13 protein-coding genes and 1 pseudogene are annotated in these 24,588 nt (G+C 70.9%); 6 read left to right on the forward strand and 8 right to left on the reverse strand.

What is annotated here, in order from left to right; translation table 11 throughout:
* Nucleotides 1–7 precede the first annotated feature (7 nt).
* From WMF43_RS18615 to WMF43_RS18640, 6 genes and pseudogenes are all read right to left on the reverse strand, one after another.
* Nucleotides 8–271: pseudogene (locus WMF43_RS18615) on the reverse strand (hypothetical protein); the annotation flags it as partial.
* A gap of 681 nt (nt 272–952) precedes the next feature.
* Entirely contained in the window at nt 953–1,075 is a 123-nt protein-coding gene (locus WMF43_RS18620; RefSeq protein WP_437681889.1) for a hypothetical protein, read from the reverse strand.
* 579 nt (nt 1,076–1,654) lie between these two features.
* On the reverse strand, nt 1,655–3,121 hold the full coding sequence (locus WMF43_RS18625; RefSeq protein WP_437681891.1) for an ATP-binding protein: 1,467 nt from the start codon (nt 3,119–3,121) through the stop codon (nt 1,655–1,657).
* A gap of 20 nt (nt 3,122–3,141) precedes the next feature.
* On the reverse strand, nt 3,142–3,492 hold the full coding sequence (locus tag WMF43_RS18630) for a protein kinase domain-containing protein (protein WP_437681892.1): 351 nt from the start codon (nt 3,490–3,492) through the stop codon (nt 3,142–3,144).
* A 554-nt stretch (nt 3,493–4,046) separates the two neighbouring features.
* Entirely contained in the window at nt 4,047–5,780 is a 1,734-nt protein-coding gene (locus tag WMF43_RS18635; RefSeq protein WP_437681893.1) for an adenosine deaminase family protein, read from the reverse strand.
* A 349-nt stretch (nt 5,781–6,129) separates the two neighbouring features.
* Nucleotides 6,130–6,897, reverse strand: a complete 768-nt coding sequence (locus WMF43_RS18640; RefSeq protein WP_437681895.1) for a hypothetical protein — start codon at nt 6,895–6,897, stop codon at nt 6,130–6,132.
* A 574-nt stretch (nt 6,898–7,471) separates the two neighbouring features.
* Between WMF43_RS18640 and WMF43_RS18645 the strand changes: the two genes are divergently transcribed.
* From WMF43_RS18645 to WMF43_RS18665, 5 genes are all read left to right on the forward strand, one after another.
* Nucleotides 7,472–11,446: a hypothetical protein gene (locus WMF43_RS18645; protein WP_437681896.1), complete on the forward strand. Its 3,975-nt coding sequence runs from the start codon at nt 7,472–7,474 to the stop codon at nt 11,444–11,446.
* Between the two features lie 125 nt (nt 11,447–11,571).
* Nucleotides 11,572–13,272 carry a phage tail protein gene (locus WMF43_RS18650; protein WP_437681898.1) on the forward strand — a complete coding sequence of 567 codons (1,701 nt, stop codon included), beginning with the start codon at nt 11,572–11,574 and terminating at the stop codon, nt 13,270–13,272.
* A gap of 35 nt (nt 13,273–13,307) precedes the next feature.
* Nucleotides 13,308–15,374: a phage tail protein gene (locus WMF43_RS18655; RefSeq protein ID WP_437681900.1), complete on the forward strand. Its 2,067-nt coding sequence runs from the start codon at nt 13,308–13,310 to the stop codon at nt 15,372–15,374.
* 30 nt (nt 15,375–15,404) lie between these two features.
* Nucleotides 15,405–18,470 carry a DUF6603 domain-containing protein gene (locus WMF43_RS18660; RefSeq protein ID WP_437681902.1) on the forward strand — a complete coding sequence of 1,022 codons (3,066 nt, stop codon included), beginning with the start codon at nt 15,405–15,407 and terminating at the stop codon, nt 18,468–18,470.
* Between the two features lie 33 nt (nt 18,471–18,503).
* A complete protein-coding gene (locus WMF43_RS18665) occupies nt 18,504–20,498 on the forward strand; it encodes a hypothetical protein (RefSeq protein ID WP_437681904.1) in 1,995 nt (664 codons plus the stop codon).
* Nucleotides 20,499–20,541: 43 nt separating this feature from the next.
* Here WMF43_RS18665 and WMF43_RS18670 read toward each other — a convergent pair whose 3' ends face one another.
* Together WMF43_RS18670 and WMF43_RS18675 are read right to left on the reverse strand one after the other, a co-directional pair.
* Nucleotides 20,542–20,937, reverse strand: coding sequence for a nuclear transport factor 2 family protein (locus tag WMF43_RS18670; RefSeq protein ID WP_437681906.1), 396 nt, complete (start codon nt 20,935–20,937; stop codon nt 20,542–20,544).
* A gap of 103 nt (nt 20,938–21,040) precedes the next feature.
* A complete protein-coding gene (locus tag WMF43_RS18675) occupies nt 21,041–21,442 on the reverse strand; it encodes a hypothetical protein (RefSeq protein WP_437681908.1) in 402 nt (133 codons plus the stop codon).
* 333 nt (nt 21,443–21,775) lie between these two features.
* Here WMF43_RS18675 and WMF43_RS18680 point away from each other — a divergent pair, with 333 nt between their 5' ends.
* Nucleotides 21,776–24,235: a substrate-binding domain-containing protein gene (locus WMF43_RS18680; protein WP_437681910.1), complete on the forward strand. Its 2,460-nt coding sequence runs from the start codon at nt 21,776–21,778 to the stop codon at nt 24,233–24,235.
* Nucleotides 24,236–24,588 lie beyond the last annotated feature (353 nt).

Here is a 24,588-nt window from a genome sequence, read left to right on the forward strand (position 1 = left end):
CCAGCCGACTCTCTTCGCAGCGCTCGCACCGGAGCCGCGCGAACCCGCGGCAGAGCAGCCCGCAGTCGAGGTAGGCTTCGATCTCCTTCTTCGCGTGCTTGGGTATCCGGACGGCGATGGCGCCGTCGTCGATGGCCCCGTACAGCGTCTCCACGTTGTCGCGCACGATCTCGTAGAGCGTCGTCTTCTCAGGGCGACGGCGCTCGTAGACGACGCCCGTGGTGCGAGCCGCGCTGGCCACACGGCGCCGACACCGCACGCCACACGCCACGCGGTGAGGGCGCGTTTTCGCCGCGAATTTCGACAACCCGCCGGGCTATAGCCCATGGCGGCGCCATGGCGGAGCGGCGGGCCGGGGGGCGGCGGGCCGCGACGCTCGCTGCCGCGGCGGCGGAGGCGCTCGCCGAGCACCCGCCTCGCGCTCGATATGTCGGCGCGCGAGAACGCGAGAGCGCGAGCGCGCAGCGTTGCAGGAGGAGATCATCCGGGTGCAGCAGAGCCGGCTAGCGGAGCTGTCTACGCCGATGATCCCGATCACCAAGCAGGTGATGGTCATGCCTCTCATCGGGACCATGGATGAGCCGTGTCAGGCTCGTGCTTGAATCTGCGCTCTGGCGCCGAGGCGCATGGTGCGCGTGCCGCCTCCGCGCCAGCATGCAGGAGCCGCTTCGCCACTCGTTTTCCCACCGCTCCCCGTGGCGTCCGCAGTTCCGCCATGGCGTCGCCATGCAGCAACGCGGCGAGAGGGTCGTCGCCTGCGCACGCCGCCGCGCTTGCCTCCCGGCACAGGCCTGCTGCTTGCCGGCATCACTTTCCGGATGCCTCCGGGGCGCTTCGGCACGCAACCGCCGCGTGCGGGCGATCCCAGGTGAGCCTGCGGGCACTGGCGAGCGGCAAGGCTCCGGCAGCGAGTCGACGCGAGCGGCGGGCTCGACGTTCGGCCCAAGCTTGCTCACCGCTTCGGTGCCACCGGCAGCCCGAGCAGCTGACCCATCGCCTCGTGCACGACCCGGGCCGCCACGTCATCCCCGAGGGCGACGGCTCGGCTCAGGGTGGCGGCGAGCGACGCAACCACGGCGGCTCGAGGCGATGGATCGACCGTCGCGAGTTCTCCGGGCCCAGGGCTCGGCGGTTGGACCGGGGTTGGGTCCATCCCTCCCGAGGGCGAGCGATCCGTCGTCACGCCCCCCTGAAATCCCGAAGAAAGCGACGGTCCGCGACGGTTCGCCCCCGCAGCGGAATCCTGGCGGGATTTCTGACACGCGGAACTAGCGGAGGTGGCCGACATCCGCGACAACCCGAGCGTGCCTAGGTAGACGACGGCGGCCCCGAGTTCGTGCCCGGGGACCTCGGCGTCGCCTAGGTGCGGAGCGGCCGTCCGGCGGCCCGACGCCCGCGCCGCGGCGAGGCACCGCGCCGATCGGCTCCGGCGCCCTGCGCTCGACGGCGGCCGCGCCGAGTTCCTCCTCACCGAGCCGCTGGATGGTGAACGACCACTGGCCCGAGCGCGTCCCCGGGCGCAGCGATCCGAAGCCGCGCCCTTACGACCCGCGCCGCCGGCACCGGCACGGGCGCCCCCATGGCCCCGTACAGCTCCCCCGGCCTCCCCGCGCCTGCCACGCAGCTGTCGGGCACAGCAGCCAACATTTCGAAACTATTCAGGTTTATTTCTGCGTCTCCGAATTGTTTTTCCCTTGCAGCACATGTCCCCGAACACGCTCGCCGCGCGCAACAGCCGCCGCGCTGCCTCGTCGAGCGCCCCGAGCCGCGACTCGACCATAGCGACGACCGTCTCTGGCATGTTCGAGCCCTTGCCCTCGGCCGTCCAGCGGATCAGCTCCTCCAGGTAGAACGCATTCCCTTCCGACAGACGCACGATCCTCTCGATTACCTCGGCGTGTGCGCGCTCACCCAGCACGTGACGTGCGAGCCGCTCGCTCGCGCGACGACTCAGCTCGCGGAGCCGCATCTCGTGCAGCCGGCGATCGCCCCAAAGCTTCGGCGAGACCTTGCGCACCTCAGGCCGCGCTAAGGCCAGAACCAAGAGCGGACGCTCTCTCAGATCGCGCAACGCCGCGTCGAGGAGCTGCACCGTGATCTGGTCTCCCCAGTGCAAGTCCTCCAGCAAAACGAGCACCGGCGCCCTTTCGCATGCGGCGTCGATGAATTCGAGCAAGGCCGCGCGGACCTGGTCAGCCATCAGCCGCGCATCGAGCCGCGCGGCCTGTAGCAGCAGGCTATCCTCATCCGGGAACGGCGCGCCCACGACTTCGCCCAGAAACTCCGCTACGCGCTGCCGCTCGTTCGGCGCGACCCACTTGGCCACCTGGGCCGAGAGCCTGTGCCGCCGGAGCTCCAGCGCCTCACCTTCGCGAATCCCGCATGCGCTTCGCAGCGCCTGCGCCAGCATTCCCATGGGCGACCCCGCCCGCAGCGGGTCACCGCGCGCCACCCAGATCGACACCTCTTCGACGCGCCCCCTGACATCCTGCACGAACTCCTGCGCCAGCCGCGACTTGCCGACTCCCGGCGGCGCCACGATCAGCGCGGCTTGCGCCGTGCCTTCTTCCACAGTCTCGGTGAACAGCGCCCGCAGCGTGCCAAGCTCGTGATCGCGGCCCACGCAGGGCGTGGCCTTGCCCAGGAGCAGCCGCGCGCCCTCTGCGAGCACCCGCTCTCCACGCAACGCGAAGCATCCATCCTCCTGTACATCGAAGCGAGCGTCCAGGAGCCCCGCGACCATCTCGTCGATCACCACCACGCCTTCCGGTGCAGCGTCGCGCGCCTTGGTATCCAGGAGCCGCGCTGCCCGGTCGATCGCCCGCCCCCAGGACCGCGCCCCGCGCTCGCCGCGCCCCATGGACAGCACCACGCGGCGCCCTCCGGCACGCGCGCGCAGCGAGAGCGCGCACCGCGCCGCCTGCGCGCAGAGATCGGTCGCCAGGCCCGCTCCCTCCAGCATCACCACCACCGAGCCGTCGAGCAGGCGCTCGCTCATGCCGCCATGCACCTCGGCCTCGCGCAGCATCATCATATCGTCAGAGGCCACAGCCACGGTTGAAGCATCATCGAGCGGCTTCGTCTCGGCATTCGCAGCTGCGCTCACCAGGATCACCGCCACCGAGCGCTGCTCATCGCGTGTCAACGACGACGCCCGGATCGAGGCTCCGAAGGCAACCGCTGGAGCGCATGCAGCGCCGTCGCTGCTGCCTGGCCATCAATCGGCCGCTCTTCTCGTTGCTTGGACAGCATCCTTCGCAAAAGCTCGTCAAGCAGCTCCGGGATCGCGGGCCGCACGCTCCGCGCCCTCCGCGTCTCCTCGAGGAGCACCTTGGTCAGGATCGCCGCCACGTGCTGACCGCCAAACGCAGGTTCGCCCGTCAGACACTCGAAGAGCACACAGCCAAGGGAGAACACGTCCGCGCGCGCATCGATACTCGCCTCACCGCGTGCTTGCTCGGGCGCCATGTACCCTGGCGTGCCGATCAGCATTCCCGAGCGCGTCATCCGCGTCGCGTGCCCGAGCCACGCGATGTCGCACGGGGCGATTATTCGCCCACCGAGCCGAGCGTGTAAAGCCTTAATGCCAGGCGCGGAGCCGCGTCGAGAAGCGCGATCGCTTGCAATGACACCGCGGCCCGGGGGGACTCGCGGCGGCTGCGCGACGCACGACCACGGCGCAGGCGCAGGCGCAGGCGCAGGCGCAGCGTAGAGTAGAGTAGAGTACGGCGTGCCGGTGATGGATTCGCACGAGCTCGGCGTCGCGCTGTACGAAGTTTTGAGCCGCTGCCTGGCTTTGGGGGGCGATGTGAGATTACAGTCTCCAGGCGCGCTTCGGCGATCGCCGGACGGCTCGGGGCCACGCGCGATCGACTGGACGCTCCAACCCGAAATCCGCTGCCACGCGGTTCCACGTCGTTCCCGATCGCCTGGGACGCAGCGCCGGACTTCACGGCATGAGTCGTTCGATTCATCGGGTTGCGCGTGCGCCGCGCGTCCGGAGCCTGCGCTGATAGGCCCCGCAGAGCAGGCGCCTCAGGTGCGCGTCATGGGTTCACGACGGACGCTTCGAACGCGGTCGTGGCGCTCTCGTGCCTCCACTGGAGGCGCGCCTTGTCGCTCGCTTGAAGGAACGACTCGCACGCCGCGGAGGGCGTCGCCCCGGGCGAGTCCGAGGCGCACTCGTCCACGAGCGCGGTGAAGTCGTCGCGCGTCTTCCAGAGGCTCTCGCCGGCCAGGAAGGCGTGCTCCAGGCTGGTCCTGGCGAGCTTCTTGAGCTCGGGATACGTGAGCCCGTGCTCCTCGACGGCGCGGGTGTACTCGTGGGTGATGTCGATGCGCAGGATGCCTTGATCGTCCGTCGACAGCGCCACCGGTACGCCCTTCGCCATGTACCGCTTCAGCGGGTGCTCGCTGCCCTCCACGTCGAGCAGGGCGTCGTTGGAGGTCAAGCAGATCTCGACCATGACGCCCATGCGCGCCATGTCGGACAAGAGGTCGTCCGCGCCGTCGCCGGCCATCTCGCCGAGCGCGTCGACCCCGTGGCCGATGCGCTCCGCGCCCGCGATCTCCACGGCGTTCCGGATATGATAGTCGAGCTCCAGCTGTCCCTCCGGCGTCATCGGGAGCACCTCGGGGATGAGCTCTCCCGCGTGAAGCCCGACGTGGACCGGCTTCCGGGTGGCGTCCTCCTCGTTGAAGCGATCGAGCACGTTCAGCGCCATCATCTCGTCATTGTAGTAGCGCAGGGAGTTCGCGTTCTCCTCGGGCGAGACCAGGTTCACCCCGACGATCTGCGGGACGACCTGGGCGAGCTCGAAGGCGAAGACCCATTGCCCGAAGACGTGCGCGCGGGGCCGGGTCCGGTTGGCCGCGACGAGGAAGCGGACGTCGACGTTGCACCCCGGGTCGGCCGCCGCGGTGCCGCAGCCGAGCAGCACGTCGGAGCCCGAGAGCGCGCTCTCGATGCTCACCTTCGCGGCGTCGATGGCCGGCCCGAACCCGGGATCCGCGATGATGTCGGCGCGCTTCTCCAGGAGGTACGGCTCGTCCCATTCGTCGTCCGGCAGCATCGTGCCCTCCGCGATGGTGCCCGCCGTGCCGGAGCCGAAGCCCTGCATGAGCTCGATGTACACCTGGTTGTTCGTCCCGGCCGTGGAGCGGATCTGCGCCACCATGTCGTCGCCCCGCGCGTCGATGAGGACCCCTCCGAACTTGCCGAAGGAGTCGAAGAAGTGCTGGTGGCCTTCGAGGAGCGTGCCCATGAAATCCTCCATGGACCATGCCTGGACGATGCTGTCGTACAGGGCCGGATCCGCGAGCGCGTCCAGGATGGGCACGCTGCCGTCCGTGCAGGGGCCCGACGAGGCCACGAAGGTCGTCGTGTTGATGCAGGCCCCGTCGGCGGCGCCCCACGCGATCATGCTCTCCGGGGTGACGGCGCCCGAGGTGTGGCTGTGGAGATCACCTCCCTTGGGCATGGCCAGCACGAACGCTCGGACCGCGTCGTGATCGCCGCGGATCTCCTCGAGCTTCGCGGCCACCTGCTCCTCGGCCGTTTCGCCCGGACCGCCGCCAGCGCCGCCGGTACCGCCGGTGCCGCCGTCGCCGGTGCCGCCGGTGCCGCCGGTGCCGCCGGTGCCGCCGTCGCCAGCGCCTCCCTCGCCACCAGCGCCGCCGGTGCCGCCGGCGCCGCCGGCGCCGCCGTCTGAGTCATCCCCGCAGGCGGGGACGCCGAGAAGAAGGCCGAAGAGGAGTGGAACGAGGTGTCGGCTATACATTCTGGTCCTCCGATGCCTATGAAAAGGCAAACACGATGTGAATGAGGTAGGGGCCAGCGCCCGGGACCGGCCTGGCAAGGCGTCAAACCTTCCGGCGTCGCACCCGGAACGAAGACCGGGCCCCTGCGAGCCGAGGCGGACCGATTACAACAGCGCGTCGGCGCTGCCTATAGGACCTTGGTCCTACTTCTCGCCGCGCGGGCTGCGCGGTGGATCCGGGAGGTGCGCGGCCTGGCCGAGGAGCTCCGGGTCCACGAGCTCGGCGCGCGGCTCGGCGCGCCGGAGCGCGCCCGGCCCTCGGCCTTGGCGGATGGGGGTGATGGACGCTGACGGCGGCAACGGCCGAGCGTCAGCCCGGCGTGAACTCGATTTCGTACCGGGTGACGCTCCCGCCCGCGCGCTTCGCCTCGGCCTCGTCGAGGATCCGGTACCTGGGCTTCTGTCGCGAGAACGCGCGCGCGATCCCCGCCACGACGCCTTCGTTGACGTAGCAGGGGTAGGGCGTGTCGTCGGCGAGCACGATGCACGTCGAGGTCTCGCGCTCGACGCGCCAGCAGCCCGCGAGCCACCGGGGCGCCCTCATGTGCGACTCGAAGTACGCCACCTCCGTGAAGCGCAGGGCGTCGGCGACCGTGCGGACCTGGAGGGGCCACGGCATGGTCTCATAGATCTTCTCCCCCGCGTGCTTCGCGACGCCCTTGCCGATGCTCACCTCGAGCAGATAGAAGGCGGCGACGAGCTTCCACATGGGCCAGTCGGTCCCCTCGACGTACTTCAGGCGCTTGAAGAGCCCGGTGATGAGGCCCGGGAAGACATCGAATCCGCTCCGGAAGATCTGCGCGTTTCGCGGCGACGCCAGCACGCTCGCCGGCAATCGATCGCGAAACTGCGGCGGGAGCGCGTCATAGATCCCAGGGCACTCGGACTCCATCACCCGCCGGGTGACATGCTGGACGCTCGCCCTGGCGCTGAGAGGCGGCCCTGCCGGATGCTCGAAGAGCTGCCCGCTCGGCGCCGCCGCGCCGTCGTGACGGACGCCGTGCCCCACGAGGTGGGTCCCATGCGCCAGCTTGCGCTTGCAGTAGGGACAGCCGCTCAGCTCCAGCGTCCGCATCATGGCACGTTCCTCGAGCTCGGGTCTGATGGTGCCAGGATCATGCCCGTACCGCGAAGCACCACGCGTACCGAGGGAGCTCGCCAGGCCCAGCACCGCAAACGTCGCGGAAACGCGCAGGCTGGATGGCGATGTGAGGCCCCGGGGCCCTGCTCCAGGGCGCTCCGGTGCCTGATCGAGCATGCAGCAGGTGCTTGCTCGAGCAGGCACCCACGCCGCCTCCGCGCCGAGCAGCTGGGGCCGCGCGCGCGGCACGGCGGACGATTTCGTGCTCGCCATCGCCCGTCATCGCCGTGCGCGCGCTCCTCGCGCGGATTCGCGCGGATCGGCGCGGATTGTTCGACCGCCGGTCAGCTGCTATCGCGCGGTGCCCTAACACACGGCGCGCGACGAGCGCAATGGGACCAAGGTCCCATGGAAAAGTCCCGGCGCTCGCGGGTATCCACGGCGTGCTTCCCGGCGGCGCGCGGGCAGCGCGCCTCGCCGGTCGTCGCCTTGCGTCCCGGGCGAATGCGAGGTCGACGGAATGACGTTTTAACAAAGAACCCCGATCGACGGATCGCGGAGCGGGGCAGACATGACGGCAACGAGCAACGCGCAGCACTTTCTCCGGGTTCCTCTCCGGCTACAGGCCATGTGCCTGGACGACGGCGACGACGACGCGGCCAGGGACCGGAGGCGTGTGGTCCGGGCCATGGCGGACTACCGCCGGCTGCCGTTCCGGGCCGGAGGGGTCGACTACGACGACAACCCCAACCTGAGCGAGCACCTCCTCGCGCCGCCGTTCTCGCGGGACCTGCCGCTCCTGCCCGGCATCCACCTGCACTGGCTCCTGCCGGACGCCCTCGCCCGGGGGGAGCACGAGGCGCAGGGGACGCGGTTCCCCGAGGTGCCGAACCGCTGGCTCGTCCTGCGCAGCGGCGGGGGGAAGCCGGAGCGGCAGTGGGTGGTGGAGAGCGATTACCTCTATCCGGAGGGCTGGGGCGACGACATCGAGAGCGAGGGGGAGGCGCCGGTCAACGTGATGGCCGTGCCCGATCCGGCGCCGGGAGAGGGGTATCGCTATCGCTTCCTCGGGCGCGCCCTGCCGCTCGCGGAGTGGCGCACCACGCACGCGGATCCGAAGAACGAGCACCTCGCGGCGCTCACCGCCGTCGGGCCCGAGACGGAGGTCGCGGTCCTCGATCCGGTGCGGGCGACGTTCGCGTCGTTCTACCCGAACTGCCGCACCGTGTTCGGGTTCCGGGACGCGGACTTCCCGACGCGCACGCCGCCTTCGGGGCTGCGCTACGACGTCATCGGCTGGTACGGCGACCCGCGGCGCGACTGCCTGGCCCCGCTGCTCGCCGCGGCTGACACGCCGGCGAAGCTGAAGGCGCTGCTCGAGGAGAAGCTCGAGTGGACGCTCGCGGCGGCCCCGCCGGGCGAGGCGCTGCCGCAGGCGACGCTCTTCCACGCGCGGCTCACGTTCGCGCCGGGCGCGCGCGCGGCGCGGGATGTCGTCCGCGACCTGCCCCCGCCGCAGCTCGCCGTGGGGCAGACCGAGACGGAGGCGCTGGCCGCCTACCTGGCGTACCTGCACGCCCCCGAGACCAACGAGGAGGCCCTCGAGAAGCGCCGCCTCATCGAGGACCAGCTCGAGGCGCTGCAGCTCGCGGACCGGCTGGAGGGGCACCGGCTCGACCTCGACGCGATCCTCTACGAGGCGCGCCACGAGCGGGGGTTCGCCTCGCACGCGGCCGGCGTCCGGTGGGCGGTGCAGCCGGAGACCGAGGGCGCGGGGGACCTGTTCGCGCGGCTGCGCCGGGCGCCGGCGCGCGCGGCGCGGACGCAGCCGCCCGAATGGGCGGGCCTGCTCGAGGCGCTGAACACGCTCCAGGACGAGCACCAGCGCGCGCTCGACGAGCTCGAGCACCTGCGCCAGCGGATGTACGTCCGCTGGCACGCCCTCGTGAACGCGAGGGAGGTCGTGGGCGTCAACTTCTTCGAGGGCTACGTCGTGCCCGTGCGGCGCCGGCGCACCTCCCTGGGGCAGCTGGCGCTCGAGCAGGACGAGGCGACCGGCGGTTTCCGCGCCCGCGTCGAGCCCGTGGTCCACCGGATCGTCTCCCGCCTGAGCAGCTACTACGCCGACTACGTGGCGAGCCTCAACGCGGGGGCCCCCTTCGATCTGGACGAGTCGGGCGACGATTACTGGGTCTGGCCCGTCGAGTTCCCCAACTGCATCGACGAGGCGTTCAGGCTGTCCGCCGATCACACGGTCGCGGTGCTGCAGAGGGACGAGGCGTGGGAGATCCACGACCGCGGCGTCGTCTATCCCGTGCGCGCGGACGCCGAGGGGCTCCTGCTGGAGATCCCGCCGCCTTCGTCGTCGATCGCGGGGCGGCTCGCGGCGGCGCTCGAGGCGCTGCAATCGGCCGTGCTGGCGTACAACGCGACCGAGGCGGGGGCGGCCGCGCCGTTCGCCGTGCGCACGCTGCCGGCGGCGCCTTATTACGAGCCGGCCGATCCGGTCCTGCTCATCACGGGCGAGGCGGCGGCGGGCGCGATCTGGAAGGGCGGCGCAGACGAGGACCTGCTCCCGTGCGACCGCGTGGACGCGGCGCTCGACCTCGCGGCGCTGCCGGACGCCACCGTCGCCGCCTTGCAGGCCTACCTCGCGGGGCTCGGCGCGGACGAGGGGAGCGTCTGGGCGGAGCCGCCGTGGAACCCGTTCCTGATGCACTGGTCCTTCCACGTCGCCTCCTGCGGCCGCGACGAGAACGGCGACTACGACCCCGAGCTCGTGCGCACGCACTACAAGCTCGACACGCAGGCGGTGGATCACGCCCTCCTGCCGGGGCAGGAGGACAGCTTCTCGTCGATGGTCAGCAGCTACACGGGCGTCAGCCTGCTGACGCCGTCGGCGGGCCTGGAGGTGCGCGAGCGCCTCGTCCACTACCTCGAGCACGGCGTCTTGCAGGACTACTACGAGGAGCACGGCGTCCCCGACGACGAGCGAGGCAAGGGCTACCTCGAGCAGCACTTCGCCGAGATCAAGGCGTGGTACCTCGGGCAGACGACGCCGGCGCCGGGGATCGAGGACCCCGTGTTCACCGCGCTCTGGGCCTACGAGGAGCTGGAGCGGGCGCCGTGCCTGGCCCAGTCGCTCGGCAACTTCAACAAGGTGCTGCTCCTCCGCGAGCCGACGATGCAGCTCGGGATCGCCTTGCCCACGGCCCGCGACGACTCGGAGGACCTTTTCTACACGGACACGGCGCGCGACGTGATGGGCCGCAGCATCCAGCGCCGGCCGCTCGCGTTCGACCGCTTCAACCCGCTGCGCGCCGGGGCCATGTCGATCACCGGCCTCAAGCTGGTGGACACGTTCGGGCAGGCGAAGGACGTGGTCGACCTCGAGTCGTCCGCCGACGCGAAGGTCATCACCACGACCGACCAGACACCGTCCGAGGGGCTCCTCTACCACGTCCTGCTCACGCCCCGGCTCTCGCAGCCGGCGCGCCTGCGCTTCGAGTGGCTGCCGGCGGAGCCGCTGGAGGGCGCGCGCCAGCGCACGAGCGAGCACCCGGACACCAATCCAGTCTGCGGCTTCCTGCTGGTCAACACCCTCGACGGCGCGCTCGCGGTCTACGACAAGGAGGGCCGCGCGCTCGGCGCGCTCGACCGCGGCAACACGTGGCGCACCGCGCCGGAGAGCGGCGGCCGGGTGCGGACGGACGCGCGCGGCGACTTCCAGCTCCCGAACGCCCACCTCGATCGGGTGGTCAAGCACGTGCGCGCAGAGGGCCCGGACTTCCTGCGCCTCTTCCTCTCGGCGCAGCGGACGGCGCTCGACACCATCGATCCCGAGGCGAACGCCGCGAACCCGGGCCGGGCGCTGCTCGTGGCGCGGCCCGTGGCGGTGGTGCGGGCCGCGTTCGCCCTGGAGCTCCAGGGCCCGCCGGCCTTCGATCCGAGCGCGGTGGCCGACGTGACGGGCGAGGGCACGACCACGACCCGCGGGCTGGAGCAGGTGAAGATCCCCGTGCGTCTCGGCGAGTTCGCGCAGCTCGACGACGGCCTCGTGGGCTACTTCCTGGAGCAGGACGACGGGTCGTACGCGGACGGGGTGTTCTACTCGCCGCAGCTCCGCGCGATCGGGCACGACAAGATCCGCACCTACGCCGACGGATCGCTGCATGTCGAGCGGACGCCCGACGGGCCGGAGCAGCGCGTGACGCTGCTGCTCGACCCGGGGGGCCAGGTGCACGCGACCACGGGCGTGCTGCCGAGCTCGCAGCTCCGCCTGGCGCCGGCGCACTACCGCGAGGCCCTCGACGCGATGGAGGTCAGCTTCCTGACGGCGCCGCTGCTCACGGACCGGGGGGCGCTCCGGCTGGAGGTGCCGCGGCAGCCGGGGCACGTGTGGTCGTGGGTGACGCAGGAGGCCGGCGGCGGCTGGGCCGAGACGAGCGAGCTCGCGCCGCCGAACCCGCGCGCCGCGTTCGCCGCGCCGCAGGAGCTCCGCGAGGGCTGGCTGATGCTGCGGCGCACCGAGGGATCGGGCGGTTGAGGCGATCTCGACGTCATCATCGAGCATCGACCCCACCTGGCGAACCCAGAGAGGGGCTCTAGCGGGTGCGGCTCGTGGCGAGCGAGTGAGGGGCCGCGCGGCCTTTGGTGGAGAGGGAAGACATCATGACGGAAGAGACCAATAAGAAGATGCCATTCGGGTTCGAGGTCAGCTACGAGCTGTTCAACGCGCGCGGCGAGCGGCTGCGGGACACGCTGCTCCTCGAGAACCCGGGCGCCGGCCACACGCTCCGGCTCGACATCGAAAACCTCCTGACCGACGAGGCGATCGTCCTGCGCCAGCGGCCGACCGCGGGCGAGGTGCTGGGCGCGCATCACTTCCGGCTGCGCTTCGCGGCGGGCGCGCTGGCCGCGCGGGAGACACGCGTGGTGGGGGCGGACTGGGACATCCGGCGCGTCGACCGCGAGGACGGCGCGACGGACGTGTACCTGGCCTGGCGCAGCCCGGACGTCCGGATCGCGCCGGGAGACCGGCTGATGCTGCTGGTCCAGGGACTGTACGCGGCCCCCGACGCCGGTACGGAGGTGATCGTGGACCTCTCCTGGCCGGCGCTCGTCGTGCCGGAGGGCCCGGACGATCCCAACGTCTTCCACCTCGTCCCGCCCGAGGGCAGCGCGGGCTCGGACTGCTCCCTGGCCCAGCAGCTCGCCCTCGGCGTGCGCGACCGGCGAGGGAGGCCGGACATCCCGCTTCGGGCGCGCTTCGAGGGGTCCAATCAGGTGATCAACATCGCCACGACCCCGAACACCACGCTGACCCTTCGTCTGGTCAACAGCGCTTCGCCGCAAAGCCAGGAGATCCTCCGCTTCCACCGCGACCCGAGCGATCCCGCGAAGAGCTCCCGCCTGGTCGTGGCGCTGCCCGTGGAGACCGCCGAGGCGCAGCCATGGGCGCTTGGTTACAAGTCTTTTCTAGAACGTACGAAGATCACGCTCGCCGACTGGACGGTCTCCGGGCCCACGCTGAACGCTGACGGCGACCTGCTCGAGTGGGAGCTCACCCCCACGAAGGACGTGACGATCGCGCCGCGGGAGTCCCTCACGCTGACGCTGAGCGACATGGCGACGACTCACCCGAGCGGGACGGCGTACCTCGAGCTCCGCTACAGCGCCGTTCCCGGCTACTCGGACGGGGAGATCCTCTGCCCGGTCGAGAAGTCGCCGATCCACTTCGGTCGGGTCGGCACCTACACGAATGTCGGGATCGGACATGCCGAGCCATCCGCTTCGCTCCACCTGCACAGGGGCGACATGATGATCGACACCGGTGAGATCCAGCATGGCAACTGGTTCATGTTCCGGGCCTTCCAAAAGACCCACGATGACAACCCCGTCGCGCAGTTCTCCCACCAAGATGCTCTTCTGATGACGCTGTCTCGCCTCGGAAAGTTGCGCTTGCACGCGCCCTACGCGGAGCTCCACGGCGCGCACGCGCTCACGTTCCGTGCCGACGTGGAGGAGGGCGACACCGTGGCCCGCTTCCTCAAGCAGAACGAAGCGGTTCCCCTGATGGAGCTGCTCGGCGACGGCACGTTGCGCCTCCTGCGCGGCAGGTTCAAGGACGATACCGGCTTCGTGGTCCCGGTGGGCACCGTCGTCGCCTACGCCGGCACCGCGCCTCCCGCCCCCGAGGGATGGCTGATGTGCGACGGGGCCGAGCATGACAGCAAGGACCACCAGGAGCTGTCTGACCTCCTCGGCACCACCTATGGCGACGCCGGGGAGGGCAAGTTCCGTGTCCCCGACCTGAGCACCAGCGCTCCGGCGCAGTCGAGCCAGCTCCTCCACTACATCATCAAGGCCTGACCCCAAGCCGGCAACCCAAGGAATAGGGAACGACGATGACGCCACAGACTGAAAAGAAGATGCCGTTCGGGTTCAAGGTCAGCTACGAGCTGTTCAACGCCCGCGGCGAGCGCCTGGAGAACGTGCTGCTCATCGAGAAGCTCGGCTCCGGCCATGCGCTCCAGCTCGACATCCTCAACATCCTGACCGACGTGACGATCCTCCTGCGCCAGCGGCCGTCCGCGGGCGAGGGGGGAGGCGCGCACCATTTCCGGCTGCGCTTCCCGGCGGGCGCGCTGGCCTCGCGGGAGACGCGCGTGGAGGGGGCGGACTGGGACGTCAAACGCGTCGACCGCCAGGACGGCACGACGGACCTGTACCTGGCCTGGTGCAGCCCGGACGTCCAGATCGCGCCGGGAGACGGGCTGGTGGTGCTGCTCCAGGGCGTGTCCGCGACGCCCGACGCCGGCGCCGAGGTGGTCCTGGGCCTCTCCTGGCCGAAGCCCAACGTGGTGGAGAGCTTCGACGCTGCCAATGTGTTCCCCCTCAACCTGCGCGGTCCCGGGCAGGGCGGGGACTACCTCCTGGAAGAGACGCTCCACCTCGGGGTGCGCGACCGGCGGGGGAGGCCGGACATCCCGCTGCGGGTGCGCTTCGACGGGCCGAGCCGGGTCCTCAACGTGGACAACCAGACGAACACGTTGACCCTGCGCCTCGTGAACAGCGCCTCGCCGAGGAGCCAGCAGAAGCTGCGCTTCGTCTACGACGCCAACCAGCCGGAGCGGACATCCCGCCTCGTGGTGGCGCTGCCCGTGGGGACCCCGGCGGCGCAGCCGTGGGCGCTCGGCACCAAGGATCAGGTGAACGGCGTGTCGATCGCGCTCGCCGGCTGGACGGCCTCGGGTCCCACGGAGAGCGCCGACGGCGACCTGCTGGAGTGGGTGCTCACCCCCGGGAGCGCCGTGGAGCTCGCGCCGCAGGAGTCGCTCACGCTGACGCTGAGCAACCTCGCGACGCTGCACCCGAGCGGGACGGCGGACCTCGAGCTCCGCTACAGCGCCGTGCCCGGCTACTGGGACGGGGAGATCCTGTGCCCGGTCGAGAAGGCGCCGCTCGTCTTCGGCCGGGGGGACGAGCGCGACCGCATCGGGATCGGGGGGAACGTGCCGGACGCCAGGCTCCACGTGCGCAACGGAGACCTGCTGCTCGACAGCGGCCAGCTCCAGAACACGGGTCCGCTCAGGTTCCGGTCCGATACGAATGGGACCGGGGAAAGCCAGGTCGCGCAGTTCTTCAAGAAAGACGAGGAACAGCCCCTGATGGAGCTGCTCAGCGACGGCAAGATGCGCCTCGGCGTCGGCACGACGGCCCCCGGCAAGCTGACCATCCACGGCACCAGCGGCGTCAGCAACGAGCCCGTCCTGTGGGCCGACGCCCGCACCGGATCCCTGGCCAGGGTCGAGCTCCCCGGGGACGTCCAGCTGCGCGAGCGCGCCACGAGCAACCTGGCCTATCTTCAGGCATACGACGACAGCTCGACGCGCGACATCGGGCTCGTCCTTCGCACCCAGAAAGGAAGCCAGCGCGTCGATGCGCTGCGCCTCACCCCCGAGGGGAGGGCCAAGGACAGGACCGGCTTCCTGGTCCCGGTGGGCACCATCGTCGCTTACGGCGGCAGCGCGGCCCCCGAGGGATGGATCGTGTGTGATGGAAGGTCGGTGTCGAGCACGGAGTACGCAGAGCTGTTTGCCGTCCTAGGCACCAAGTATGGCGGCTCCGGGTCGAGCTTCAATGTCCCCGACCTGAAGACTCGAGTCCCGGTCGGGGTCGGCTCAGGCTTCGCGCTGGCAGCGAGCGGGGGATCGGCCACGCATACCCTGACCATCGACGAGATGCCGGTCCACAACCACGGGGTGAATGACCCTGGTCATTCTCATCGGAGCCCTGTCTATCATGGGAGCGGTGACGATAACAGGCACTCAGATGGCGATGAAGGCGACCGTGACGGGTGGAGCCCGACAGAGAGCTCAACAACGGGAATATCGATCCAGAACTCCGGCGGAGGGCGGGCCCACAACAACATGCCGCCATACCTGGTCGTCAACTACATCATCAAATACTGACCCCCAGCCAGCGGACCCAGGAGGCGGACCATGGCCCTCGATATCGTGATCGGCGAAGACGATCTCGCCAGCATCCGGACGCTGCGCGAGGCGCTGTACGCCCAGTTCCAGGTGGACTTCTTCCCCGGCTTCCTGGGCACCCTCGACGAGCAGCTCCCGCTCCAGAGCGCGACGTTCTACGCCAACACCCAGAAGAACCAGTACGAGATCGCCTTCGCGATCGGCATCAAGGTCTCCGAGGACAACGAGGGCGAGGCCCAGCACCTGATCCTCGGGATGAACATCGTGATCAAGCCGGACAAGAACACCGGAGGGAAGCGCCTCGCCGAGTACGGGGGCAAGATCGACGTCCCGGTCTCGGACGACGTCCGGATCGCGTTCGAGGGGCAGTTCACGAGCAAGATGGGCGACATGTACGTCGCCCAGCTCAACGTCACCGGCGAGCCGGCCATCCCCCTGCACGCCCTGTTCGGCGGCGTCGCGCCGGGCCTCGCCGCGCTGATCCCGGAGGAGCTCGCGATCCCGCTCGGGGGCAACGTCGTCGCGGTCCTCTCGGGGCGCGCCGGCAGCGGCCTGGGGAGCAGGATCCTCGTGGGCGTGGGCTTCCACGCCGGCGTGAACCTCGGGCAGCTGCCGCTCGTGGGCCTGTACTTCGAGGACGGGAAGGCGCAGGCCGACTTCACGCTCGAGCTGCTCGCGACGACGCACGACTTCACGCACAAGGAGCTCAAGGCGCTGAACGGGGTGCTGGAGGAGCTGAGCTCGCCGTTCCTCATCCGGCCGTCGAGCTCCAGCGCGCAGGACCTCACGCGCGGGGCGCACCTCGTCGGGTACGCCGCCTTCGGGGACATCCGACAGACGTGGTACACGCCGCTCCGGCCGCGCTCGGGATCGTCGAACCCGTTCCTCGCGGCGTCCGCGCGGTCGGCCGGGCGCGCGGCGCGGAGCGCGCCGGAAGACGCCCTCGTCACCGTCGGCCAGAACGGCGCCTGGATCGACGTGCAGCGCGCCGTGGGCCCGGTGCACTTCGCGCGGCTCGGCCTGACGTACAGCGACGGGGCCGCGGAGCTCGTCCCGGAGATCGTCCTCTCGGTGGGCCCCCTCCGCCTGCTGCTGAACGGCGTCTCGGTGCGCCTCCCGCTGCCCGGGGGCGACCCGGAGCTCCGCCTCGACGGCTTCGGCCTCGCCTACGAGAACGACGCGCTGCGCGTCGGCGGCGCGTTCCTGCGCAGCGAGCGCGACGGCTTCGAGGAGTACGCCGGCATGGCCGCGCTGGAGCTCCGCCTGAAGGCGAGCGGCGGCAAGCCGCCCGCGTCGATCGGCCTCGCGGCGATCGGGGCCTATGCCTACGTCGAGGACCGGCCGTCGCTGTTCCTGTACGCGACGCTCAAGTACCCGCTCGGCGGCCCGCCGTTCTTCTTCGTGACCGGCCTGTCGGCCGGCTTCGGCTACGGGCGCTCGCTCGAGGACCCGCGGCTGGAGGACGTCGCGCGCTTCCCGCTGGTGGCCCAGGCGATGGACGGCTCCGGCGACGACGACACGGACGACCCCGGCGTGGTCGCCGCGGGCCAGCTCCGCGAGCTCTCCCGGTACATCAAGATCGCCCCGGACGCGGGCTTCCTGGCGATCGGGGTCAAGTTCACCTCGTTCAAGATGCTCGAGGGGTTCGCGCTGCTGACGGCGGAGCTCGGCGACCGCTTCGAGCTCGGCCTGCTCGGCCTGACGCGGCTGGAGGTGCCGTTCGGCGTCCCGGAGCCCCTCGTCGTGATGGAGACGGCGTTGCAAGCGCGCTTCGCCCCGTCTGAGGGGACCCTCCTCGTGCAGGGGCAGCTCACGGACGCGTCGTACCTGCTGTCGCCGTCGTGCCGGCTGACGGGCGGGTTCGCCTTCGCCACCTGGTTTGCCGGCGAGAGGGCCGGCGACTTCGTGTTCACGATCGGCGGCTACCACCCGTCGTTCAAGGTCCCGAAGCACTATCCCACCGTGCCGCGCGTCGGCTTCGACCTGAGGCTCGGGAGCACGCTGTCGCTCCGGGGCGAGGCCTACATGGCGCTGTGCGCCCACGCGGTGATGGCGGGCGGCAGCTTCGCGGCCGACTTCGAGGCCGGGCCCGCCTGGGCGTCCTTCCGCCTGGGCGCCGACTTCCTCATCTGCTGGAAGCCGTACTGCTACGACGTGCACCTGCGCCAGCACTTCAAGTTCGGTCTGGGCCCCCTGTCGGCCAGCCTGGGCGCCGAGCTGCACGTCTGGGGCCCGGACCTCGGCGGCTACGCCAAGCTCAAGGTCTTCCTGTTCTCGGTGACGGTCAGGTTCGGCAACCGGGACGCGTTCGGGCCGACGCCCATCGGCTGGGGCGAGTTCCGCGCGTCGCTCCTGCCCGCGGACGAGGAGATCTGCAGCGTCGCGGTGGCCGAGGGCCTGATGCGGCAGGTCAAGACGGTCACGGGCGAGGCGCTGTGGGTGGTCAACCCGAAGGAGGTCGCGCTCACGACCGACTCGGTGATCCCGATCAAGGAGGCCTACCACCCGGGGGTGAGCTCGCCGGCGAGGGGCAACGCCGGGTTCGGGGTGGCGCCCATGGGCGTGACGGCGGGCAACCTCCGGAGCGAGCTCCGCGTCTCCATCTGGCGCGACGGGGTGGACGTGGAGCGCGACAAGTTCAGGCTCACCGCCCTGCAGCGGAGGGCGCCCGCCGCGGTGTGGGGGGAGCCGCGGATGAACGGCGACCGGCTGCGTTTCCCCGACGTCAACGGGACCCCGTTCGTGGAGGGCGCGCTGAGCGGCCTGCGCATCGAGCCCGCGCAGCCGCCGAAGGGCGGGGACACCGACGACGTGGCCGTGAGGCTCCTGCTGTTCGAGCCGGGCGACGCCCTCGGCGCCCACGCCTTCGCGGCGCTGCCCGCGTTCCGCGCGGCCGCGGGGGACGATGCCGCGCGGCGCGCGGCGATCCAGGGCTCGATCGCGGGTCACGCAGGCAGGGACGCGCTGCTCGCCGCGCTGGGCTTCGACCCGGCCGCGGACGTGGCGCTGGACGCGGGCGTCGCGGACACCTTCGTGTTCGCCCCCCAGGTGAAGGACACGAGCGCCGCCGCGTAGGCGGCGCCCACCACGGATGCACGAGGGAGAGCCATGCCGTCTGTCAATTTGCGCGCGTTGCGGGGGTCGGGGCTGCGCGTCCGCGGGTCGCTCCGGACGCCGAGCGAGGACGGGACGATCGAGTTCCTGGAGTTCCACCAGCCGGCGCTGGAGAGCGGGACGTACAAGGTCGAGATCCAGCAGACCCTCGAGGCCGACGGGAAGATCCCGAGGCAGGTCTTCACCAAGCGGCTCAGCTTCGCGGTCCTGGGGGAGCGCTTCGGCCCGCTCGGGCCGGAGGACATCGTCGCGATGTTCCCTCCGCCCGGCAGCGTGGGGGAGCACGCGAACGTGCTCCCGCACATCACGCTGAGCCGCAGCACGCTCCCCTGGGAGCGCCTGCCGGGCCTCGTGGACGAGAACCGCTCCTGGATGGCGCTGCTCCTGTTCCGCGCGTCGGACTTCGTCGACCAGGGCGTGGAGAAGCCGCGGGTGCAGACCCTCACGCTGGGCGAGCTCGTGAAGACGCCCGCGGCGACGGCGCGTTTCCCCGAGGGGGTGGCCCTGGAGGAGGGACAGCAGGCGTCGGACGAGGTCACGGTGGTCGACGTGCAGTGGAAGACGCTGCAGCACCTGCTGCCGACCGCGGCGGAGCTCGCGCTGCTCGCGCACGCCCACCAGCGCAAGGACGGCAACGCGGTGCCCGAGGGGGACCTCGACGCGACGGTGGTCTGCAATCGCCTTCCCGAGCCGAACGGCACGAGCACCGTGCACCTGGTCTCGCTGGAGAAGTGTTATCCGAACGGGGTCTTCCATGCTCAGGGCGCCGGGCCGGACGAATGGATCCGGCTGGTGAGCCTCGCGAGCTGGACGTTCGACAGCGTGGACCCGGAGCAGAGCTTCAGCGAGCTGCTCAAGGGGCTCGACCGGGCGCCGGCCGAGCTGCGGGCGCCTGTGCCGGAGGCGCTGCCGCTGGCGAGCCCGGCGGCGCCGTACCTCGAGCAGGGCTACGTGCCGCTGCCGCACCGGATGCGCCGGGGGAGCAAGAGCGTGTCGTTCTACCGGGGGCCGTTCGCGCCCGGGATCGGCGCGGAGGAGGTGAAGCTGCCGGCCGAGTGCGCGGACGAGCTCGTGCGTTACGACCCGGACACGGGCATGTTCGACGTGTCGTACGCGGCCGCGTGGGAGCTCGGGCGGCTGCGGACGCTGGCGAACACGCGCGTGGCGCTGGAGCTGCTCCGCTGGACGCGCGAGAGCGCGCAGCAGCGGCACGCGATGCGGCAGCGGGCGGCGCGGCGGCTGCCGCTGCGGCAAACGCGGTCGGAGCCGGTGGAGATGCCGGAGGCCGTGGCCGAGTGGTTCGCCGACCTGGAGCACCTGGTGGGGCTCCCGTTCAGCTACCTGGTGCCGGACGAGCGCCTGCTGCCCGTCGAGGGGCTGCGGTTCTTCTGCGTGGACCCGGCCTGGGTGGAGTGCCTGCTCGACGGGGCGCGCAGCGTGGGCCGGGTGACGAACGCGGATCTCGAGCACGCGCGCACGGTGCGGGCGAGCCGGTCGGAGGGGCCGCAGCGGGTGAGCGGGTTCCTGATGCGGTCGAGCGTGGTCTCGGGCTGGCCGGGCCTGGTCGTGGAGGGCTACCCGGAGCGGCTGCTGGACCCGAGCGTCATCCCGCCGGCGACCGACGCGCTGACGCCGCTGCGGTTCGACCGGCTCGCCTCGGACACGCTCCTCGTGCTCTTCGCGGGGGAGGTGAAGACGCTGGACGTGTTCCAGGCGCCGGAGGCGATGCACTACGGGCTCGACGCGCAGGAGGACGGAGGGCAGGAGTTCACGAAGAACCTGCGAGACCCGTCGGGGGTCAGCCAGCCGGAGGCCGTCGTGGTCCCGTGGCGCCACGCGGACAGGCAGGTGGTCGACATCGCGGGGCTGGCGGAGCGGATGAAGGCGGCGCTTGCGCCGGTGCGGGCGGAGCTGCCCTTCACGGGGGCGCAGTTCGCGCTGCAGATGATCGAGGGGACGGAGCGGGTGCGGTTCGTGGGCAGCGGCTGAAGCGCGGGTCGCCCTGGATCGGCGCCGCCGCTCTTCAGCCACCTCATGAGCGCAGGGCGCTCACCAGCGCCGCCGTGTCCCAGTAGAACGGCCTCAGCTCGATCACCTTCCCGTCGCGCAGCCTCCAGTACTCGGCCACCTTCGTCTCGAACTCCCTGTCGCTGCCCTTGAGCCCGAGCTTCAGGCGCAGCATCACGATCACCTGGTCCCCGTCGGCGATCATGCCGTCCACCTCGACGTGGAAGCTGCGGACGCTCTCGAAGACCCTGGCGAGGAGCCTGCGAAAGCCCTCGGGACCATGGTAGGTCCCCCCGTAGGGGAGCGACTCGGCCTCCTCGATCACGAGCTCGGGATCCATGAGCGAGAGCATCGTCTCGAAGTCACCAGCCTTGCCCGTGTCGTAGATCGACTGAATCACCTGCTGGTTGGTCAGCTTCATCGTCATCTCCTGGTGAGCGCCCCACGACAGCGTGGATACGGGTCGGCGCCGTGGACCTGCATCCGCGGCGCAAGCTTACCAGCCCGGTGACCTCCGGCGGTCCCTACTCGACGACGATCGCGACGGAGGCCGGGAGCGTGCCGACATCGACCTCGAGCATTCCCCCCTCGTACGTGAACTCTGCCTCGCGGTCTGCCTCGAAGTCGAGCGAGGCGAGCGTGACCCGGGACGGCCTTTCGTCCGTGCGGAAGCTCGCCCGGAAGCCCGTGAGCTCCACCACGCCAGCATCGTAGGTGTGGTTGATGACGTGGAGCACCGTGCGGCCGTCCTGCAGCCGCACGAGGTTGTGGCTCGCCTTCCTGGAGTCCGGACACACCGCCGGGTTCTCGGACGACACGCACTCTCCGAAGGAGAGGGTCACCGTCTCCGCCAGGTCGGTCGCGCCGTGGTACGGGTCCTCGTGGGATTTGTAGTGGTCGCGGAAGCGCGCGAAGAAGTCCATCATCGCGATTGCACCTCCGAGGTAGCCGATCCAGATCGGTGTAACCGAGGTTGGGTAGCCCACTTACGATTTCCCGGTTTGTTCCCCCGCCGAGCCCGCTTGTCCGAGGTTGGCTCTCGGATCACGTCTGGATTCGGCATCCCCGGCGACGTCGAAACACGCGTGGTTTCAGCTGGTTACCGCTCATCTGGACGTGCGCCGGGCAATGTGGGCCCAGGGCCGAGGTGGTGCGCGGCGCCTCCGCGCGGCCCCGTCGCCTCTTGACAAGGTGCCGCTCGATCGCGCTTGCTGACGTGATCCCTCGCCGTCTCGGGGTGCATCGCGGGCGAAAGGCGCATGATGACCGGTCTGGATCTCTTCGCAACGCTCCATCACATCGTGAAGGAGGCCGTGGGCATCCTGCCCTCCGCGCAGCGCGGGATCCTGCTCACCCGCGACGGTGAGCGGCTGGTCCACAGGCTCTCTGTCGGCCTCGATAACGTGCTCGCGAGCCCGCCGAGCCTCTTCGCCGACGCGGGGCCGGCCGCCGAGCTCTCGACGCTCGAGTCGGCGGACGGCGCTCGCGTCGTGGCGGCCGCCGCGTGGTACCGGGCGCACCTGCCGGGCGAGCCGGCGCTGCATTGGGTGCCCGCGGGCGCGGCCGTGGTCCTCGTCCCGGTGCGCGTGCAGGGACAGACGTTCGGCGTGCTCGCCGTCGAGCAGGCGGACGAGCAAGCGCCTTCGGACGAGCGCTCGGCGCGGCTCCGCTCGCTGGCCGAACGCGCCGCCGCGGCGCTGGAGCGGCGAAAGCTCTACGACGACAAGGCCCAGTCGGCGCAGGAGATCCGCGTGCTCGAGGCGGTGCTGAACACCGTGGCCGCGCGGACGAGCCCGCATGAGCTCGTGGAGGTGATCTCGAAAGGCATCAAGAGCGTACAGCTCAGGCCGCAGTGGAGCTCTGTGCACCTCGTCCTGCTGAGCGACGCGCCCCGCGGGGGCTCCGCCTCGGGCGGCGGCGCCGCGGCTCCCGAGACCCGCAGCTACTACGTCCCGCGGCGACCGCCGGTGGCGTACTGGAACAACATCCGTGACGGCGCCCTGACCGCGGGGCGCAACCTCGGCATCAACCTGGACGTGCGCAGCGCCCACATCCTCAGCGGCGGCGCCCCAGCCGACATCGCCCAGCGCGAGCTCGTCGACGAGGGCGTCGAACGGGGAGTGGACGGCATCATCGTGTCGCCGATCAACCCGGAGCTCATCGAGCCGGCGATCCGGCGCGCGACGGCGGCCGGGATCCCGGTGGTCACGATCGATACGCCCCCTGTCGAAGGCAGCAGCGCTCTGGCCTACGTCGGCACCGACAACACGGCGGCGGGGCGGATCGCCGGGGAGCTCTTGGCGCGGCTGCTCCCGGACGGAGGCAAGATCGGCGTGCAGACGTACTCGGTCGGATCCATCCACAGCATGGAGCGCATCACGGGGTTCGAGGCGGCGCTCTCCGGCACGTCGCTCGACGTGCTGCCGCCGACCGAGGACCTCCACGATCTGCCTGCCGCGATGCGGCTCGTCCGGGAGGCCGTCGAGGACCAAGGCGTCGCCGGCGCGTTCGGCGTCTGCGCCGCGAACGGCCCGTTCTGGGGCGCGGCCGCCAGGACGCTGGGACGGGAGGGGAGGCTCAAGGTCATCGCCTTCGATCTCCTCATGGACACGATCTCGATGCTCAGGGAGGGCACCATCCACGCGGCCATCGTCCAGCGCGAGCACGACATGGGCTATCGCGCGGTGCAGCTGCTCCACGACATCGTGTCGAGCGGCGCCGAGGCGGCCCTGGCCGGGCTGCCGACGCGCGCGGCGGCCGGGAAAGGGCACGCGCTGCGCTTCATCGACACCGGCGTCGACGTCGTGACCGTCGAGAGCACGCCGTGGTCCATCGCGCTCTCGGATTACCTGACGCTGGACGCGACCCGCAGGGCGACGAAGCGGCGGCGCCGGTTGAACCGGGCCGGCCGGCCGATCGAGATCCTCGCCGCCGGCATGAACGTGGGGGAACAGGACTTCCGCGAGGAGCGCGCCCCGCTCGAAGCGGGGTCGCTGGTGGAGCGCGTGCTGAGCACCGCCGGATCGATCATCGTCGACACGCACGCGAGCGAGCTCCACGCCGCGCCCGATGTCGTCGAGGCGCGCGGGCGGGGGGTGCACACCCTGGTCGGCGTCCCGCTCCTCGCGGGAGGAACCCCGTTCGGCGTCCTCGTCCTGGAGAGCGAGCGCCGCGCGGCGTGCTCGCTCGAGGAGGCCGCGCTCCTCGAGCGTGTCGCCGACACGGTGGCCGTGGCGGTCGAGAACGCGCAGCTCGTCCACCGGATCACGGAGCGGACGCATGAGCTCGAGCAGGCGAACCGGCACCAGGAGTCGCTGCTCGACACGATCCGCGAGCTCTCGAGCCCCGTCGTGCCCATCGCGCGGAACATCCTGGTGATGCCGGTCATCGGGACGATGGACGCGCAGCGGTCCGGCCGCTTCATCGAGTCGATGCTGCGGGACATCACCGAGCGTCAAGCGCGCGTGGTGCTGGTCGACGTCACGGGGATGGCGGCCGTCGACGCCGCCCTGGCGGAGTACCTCCTGCGGGCGGCGCGGGCGGCGCGGCTGCTCGGCGCCGAGGTCGTGCTCGTCGGCATCACGCCGGCCGCGGCGCGGCTGATGGTGGAGCAGGGCCTGGACCTCGGGGGCGTCGTCACCCGCTCGACCCTGGAGCTCGGGTTCGCCTACGCACTCTCGAAGACCGGCGGCCAGATCGTCTACCGCCGCGCATCGTAGCCTGAGCCTTTGGGTGAGATGCGCGCCAGCTCGTGTACAATCGTATCATGAAGCGTGGTCTTCGTTCTGCGTTGCTTGCCGTGGTGCCGGCGCTGACGGGCGCATCGTGCGGGGCGCTGCTCGGCCTCGATGACTTCACCGACGCTCAAGCGCCGGGCGGCGGGGGTGGCGGAGGGACCGCCTCCTCCTCGGGCGGCGCGGATGGATCGGGGGCTGCCACGTCGGGCGGCGCGGATGGATCGGGGGGCGCACCGTCGGGCGTAGGCTCGGGCGGCGCTCCCGCCGGTGTGTGTGCTCCGAGCAGCGACGTGCGGTGCTCGGGGAACACGCCGCAGCGGTGCGACGACCGCGGA

This window comes from Sorangium sp. So ce131, from assembly GCF_051519095.1.
Classification (GTDB): Bacteria; Myxococcota_A; Polyangia; order Polyangiales; family Polyangiaceae; genus Sorangium.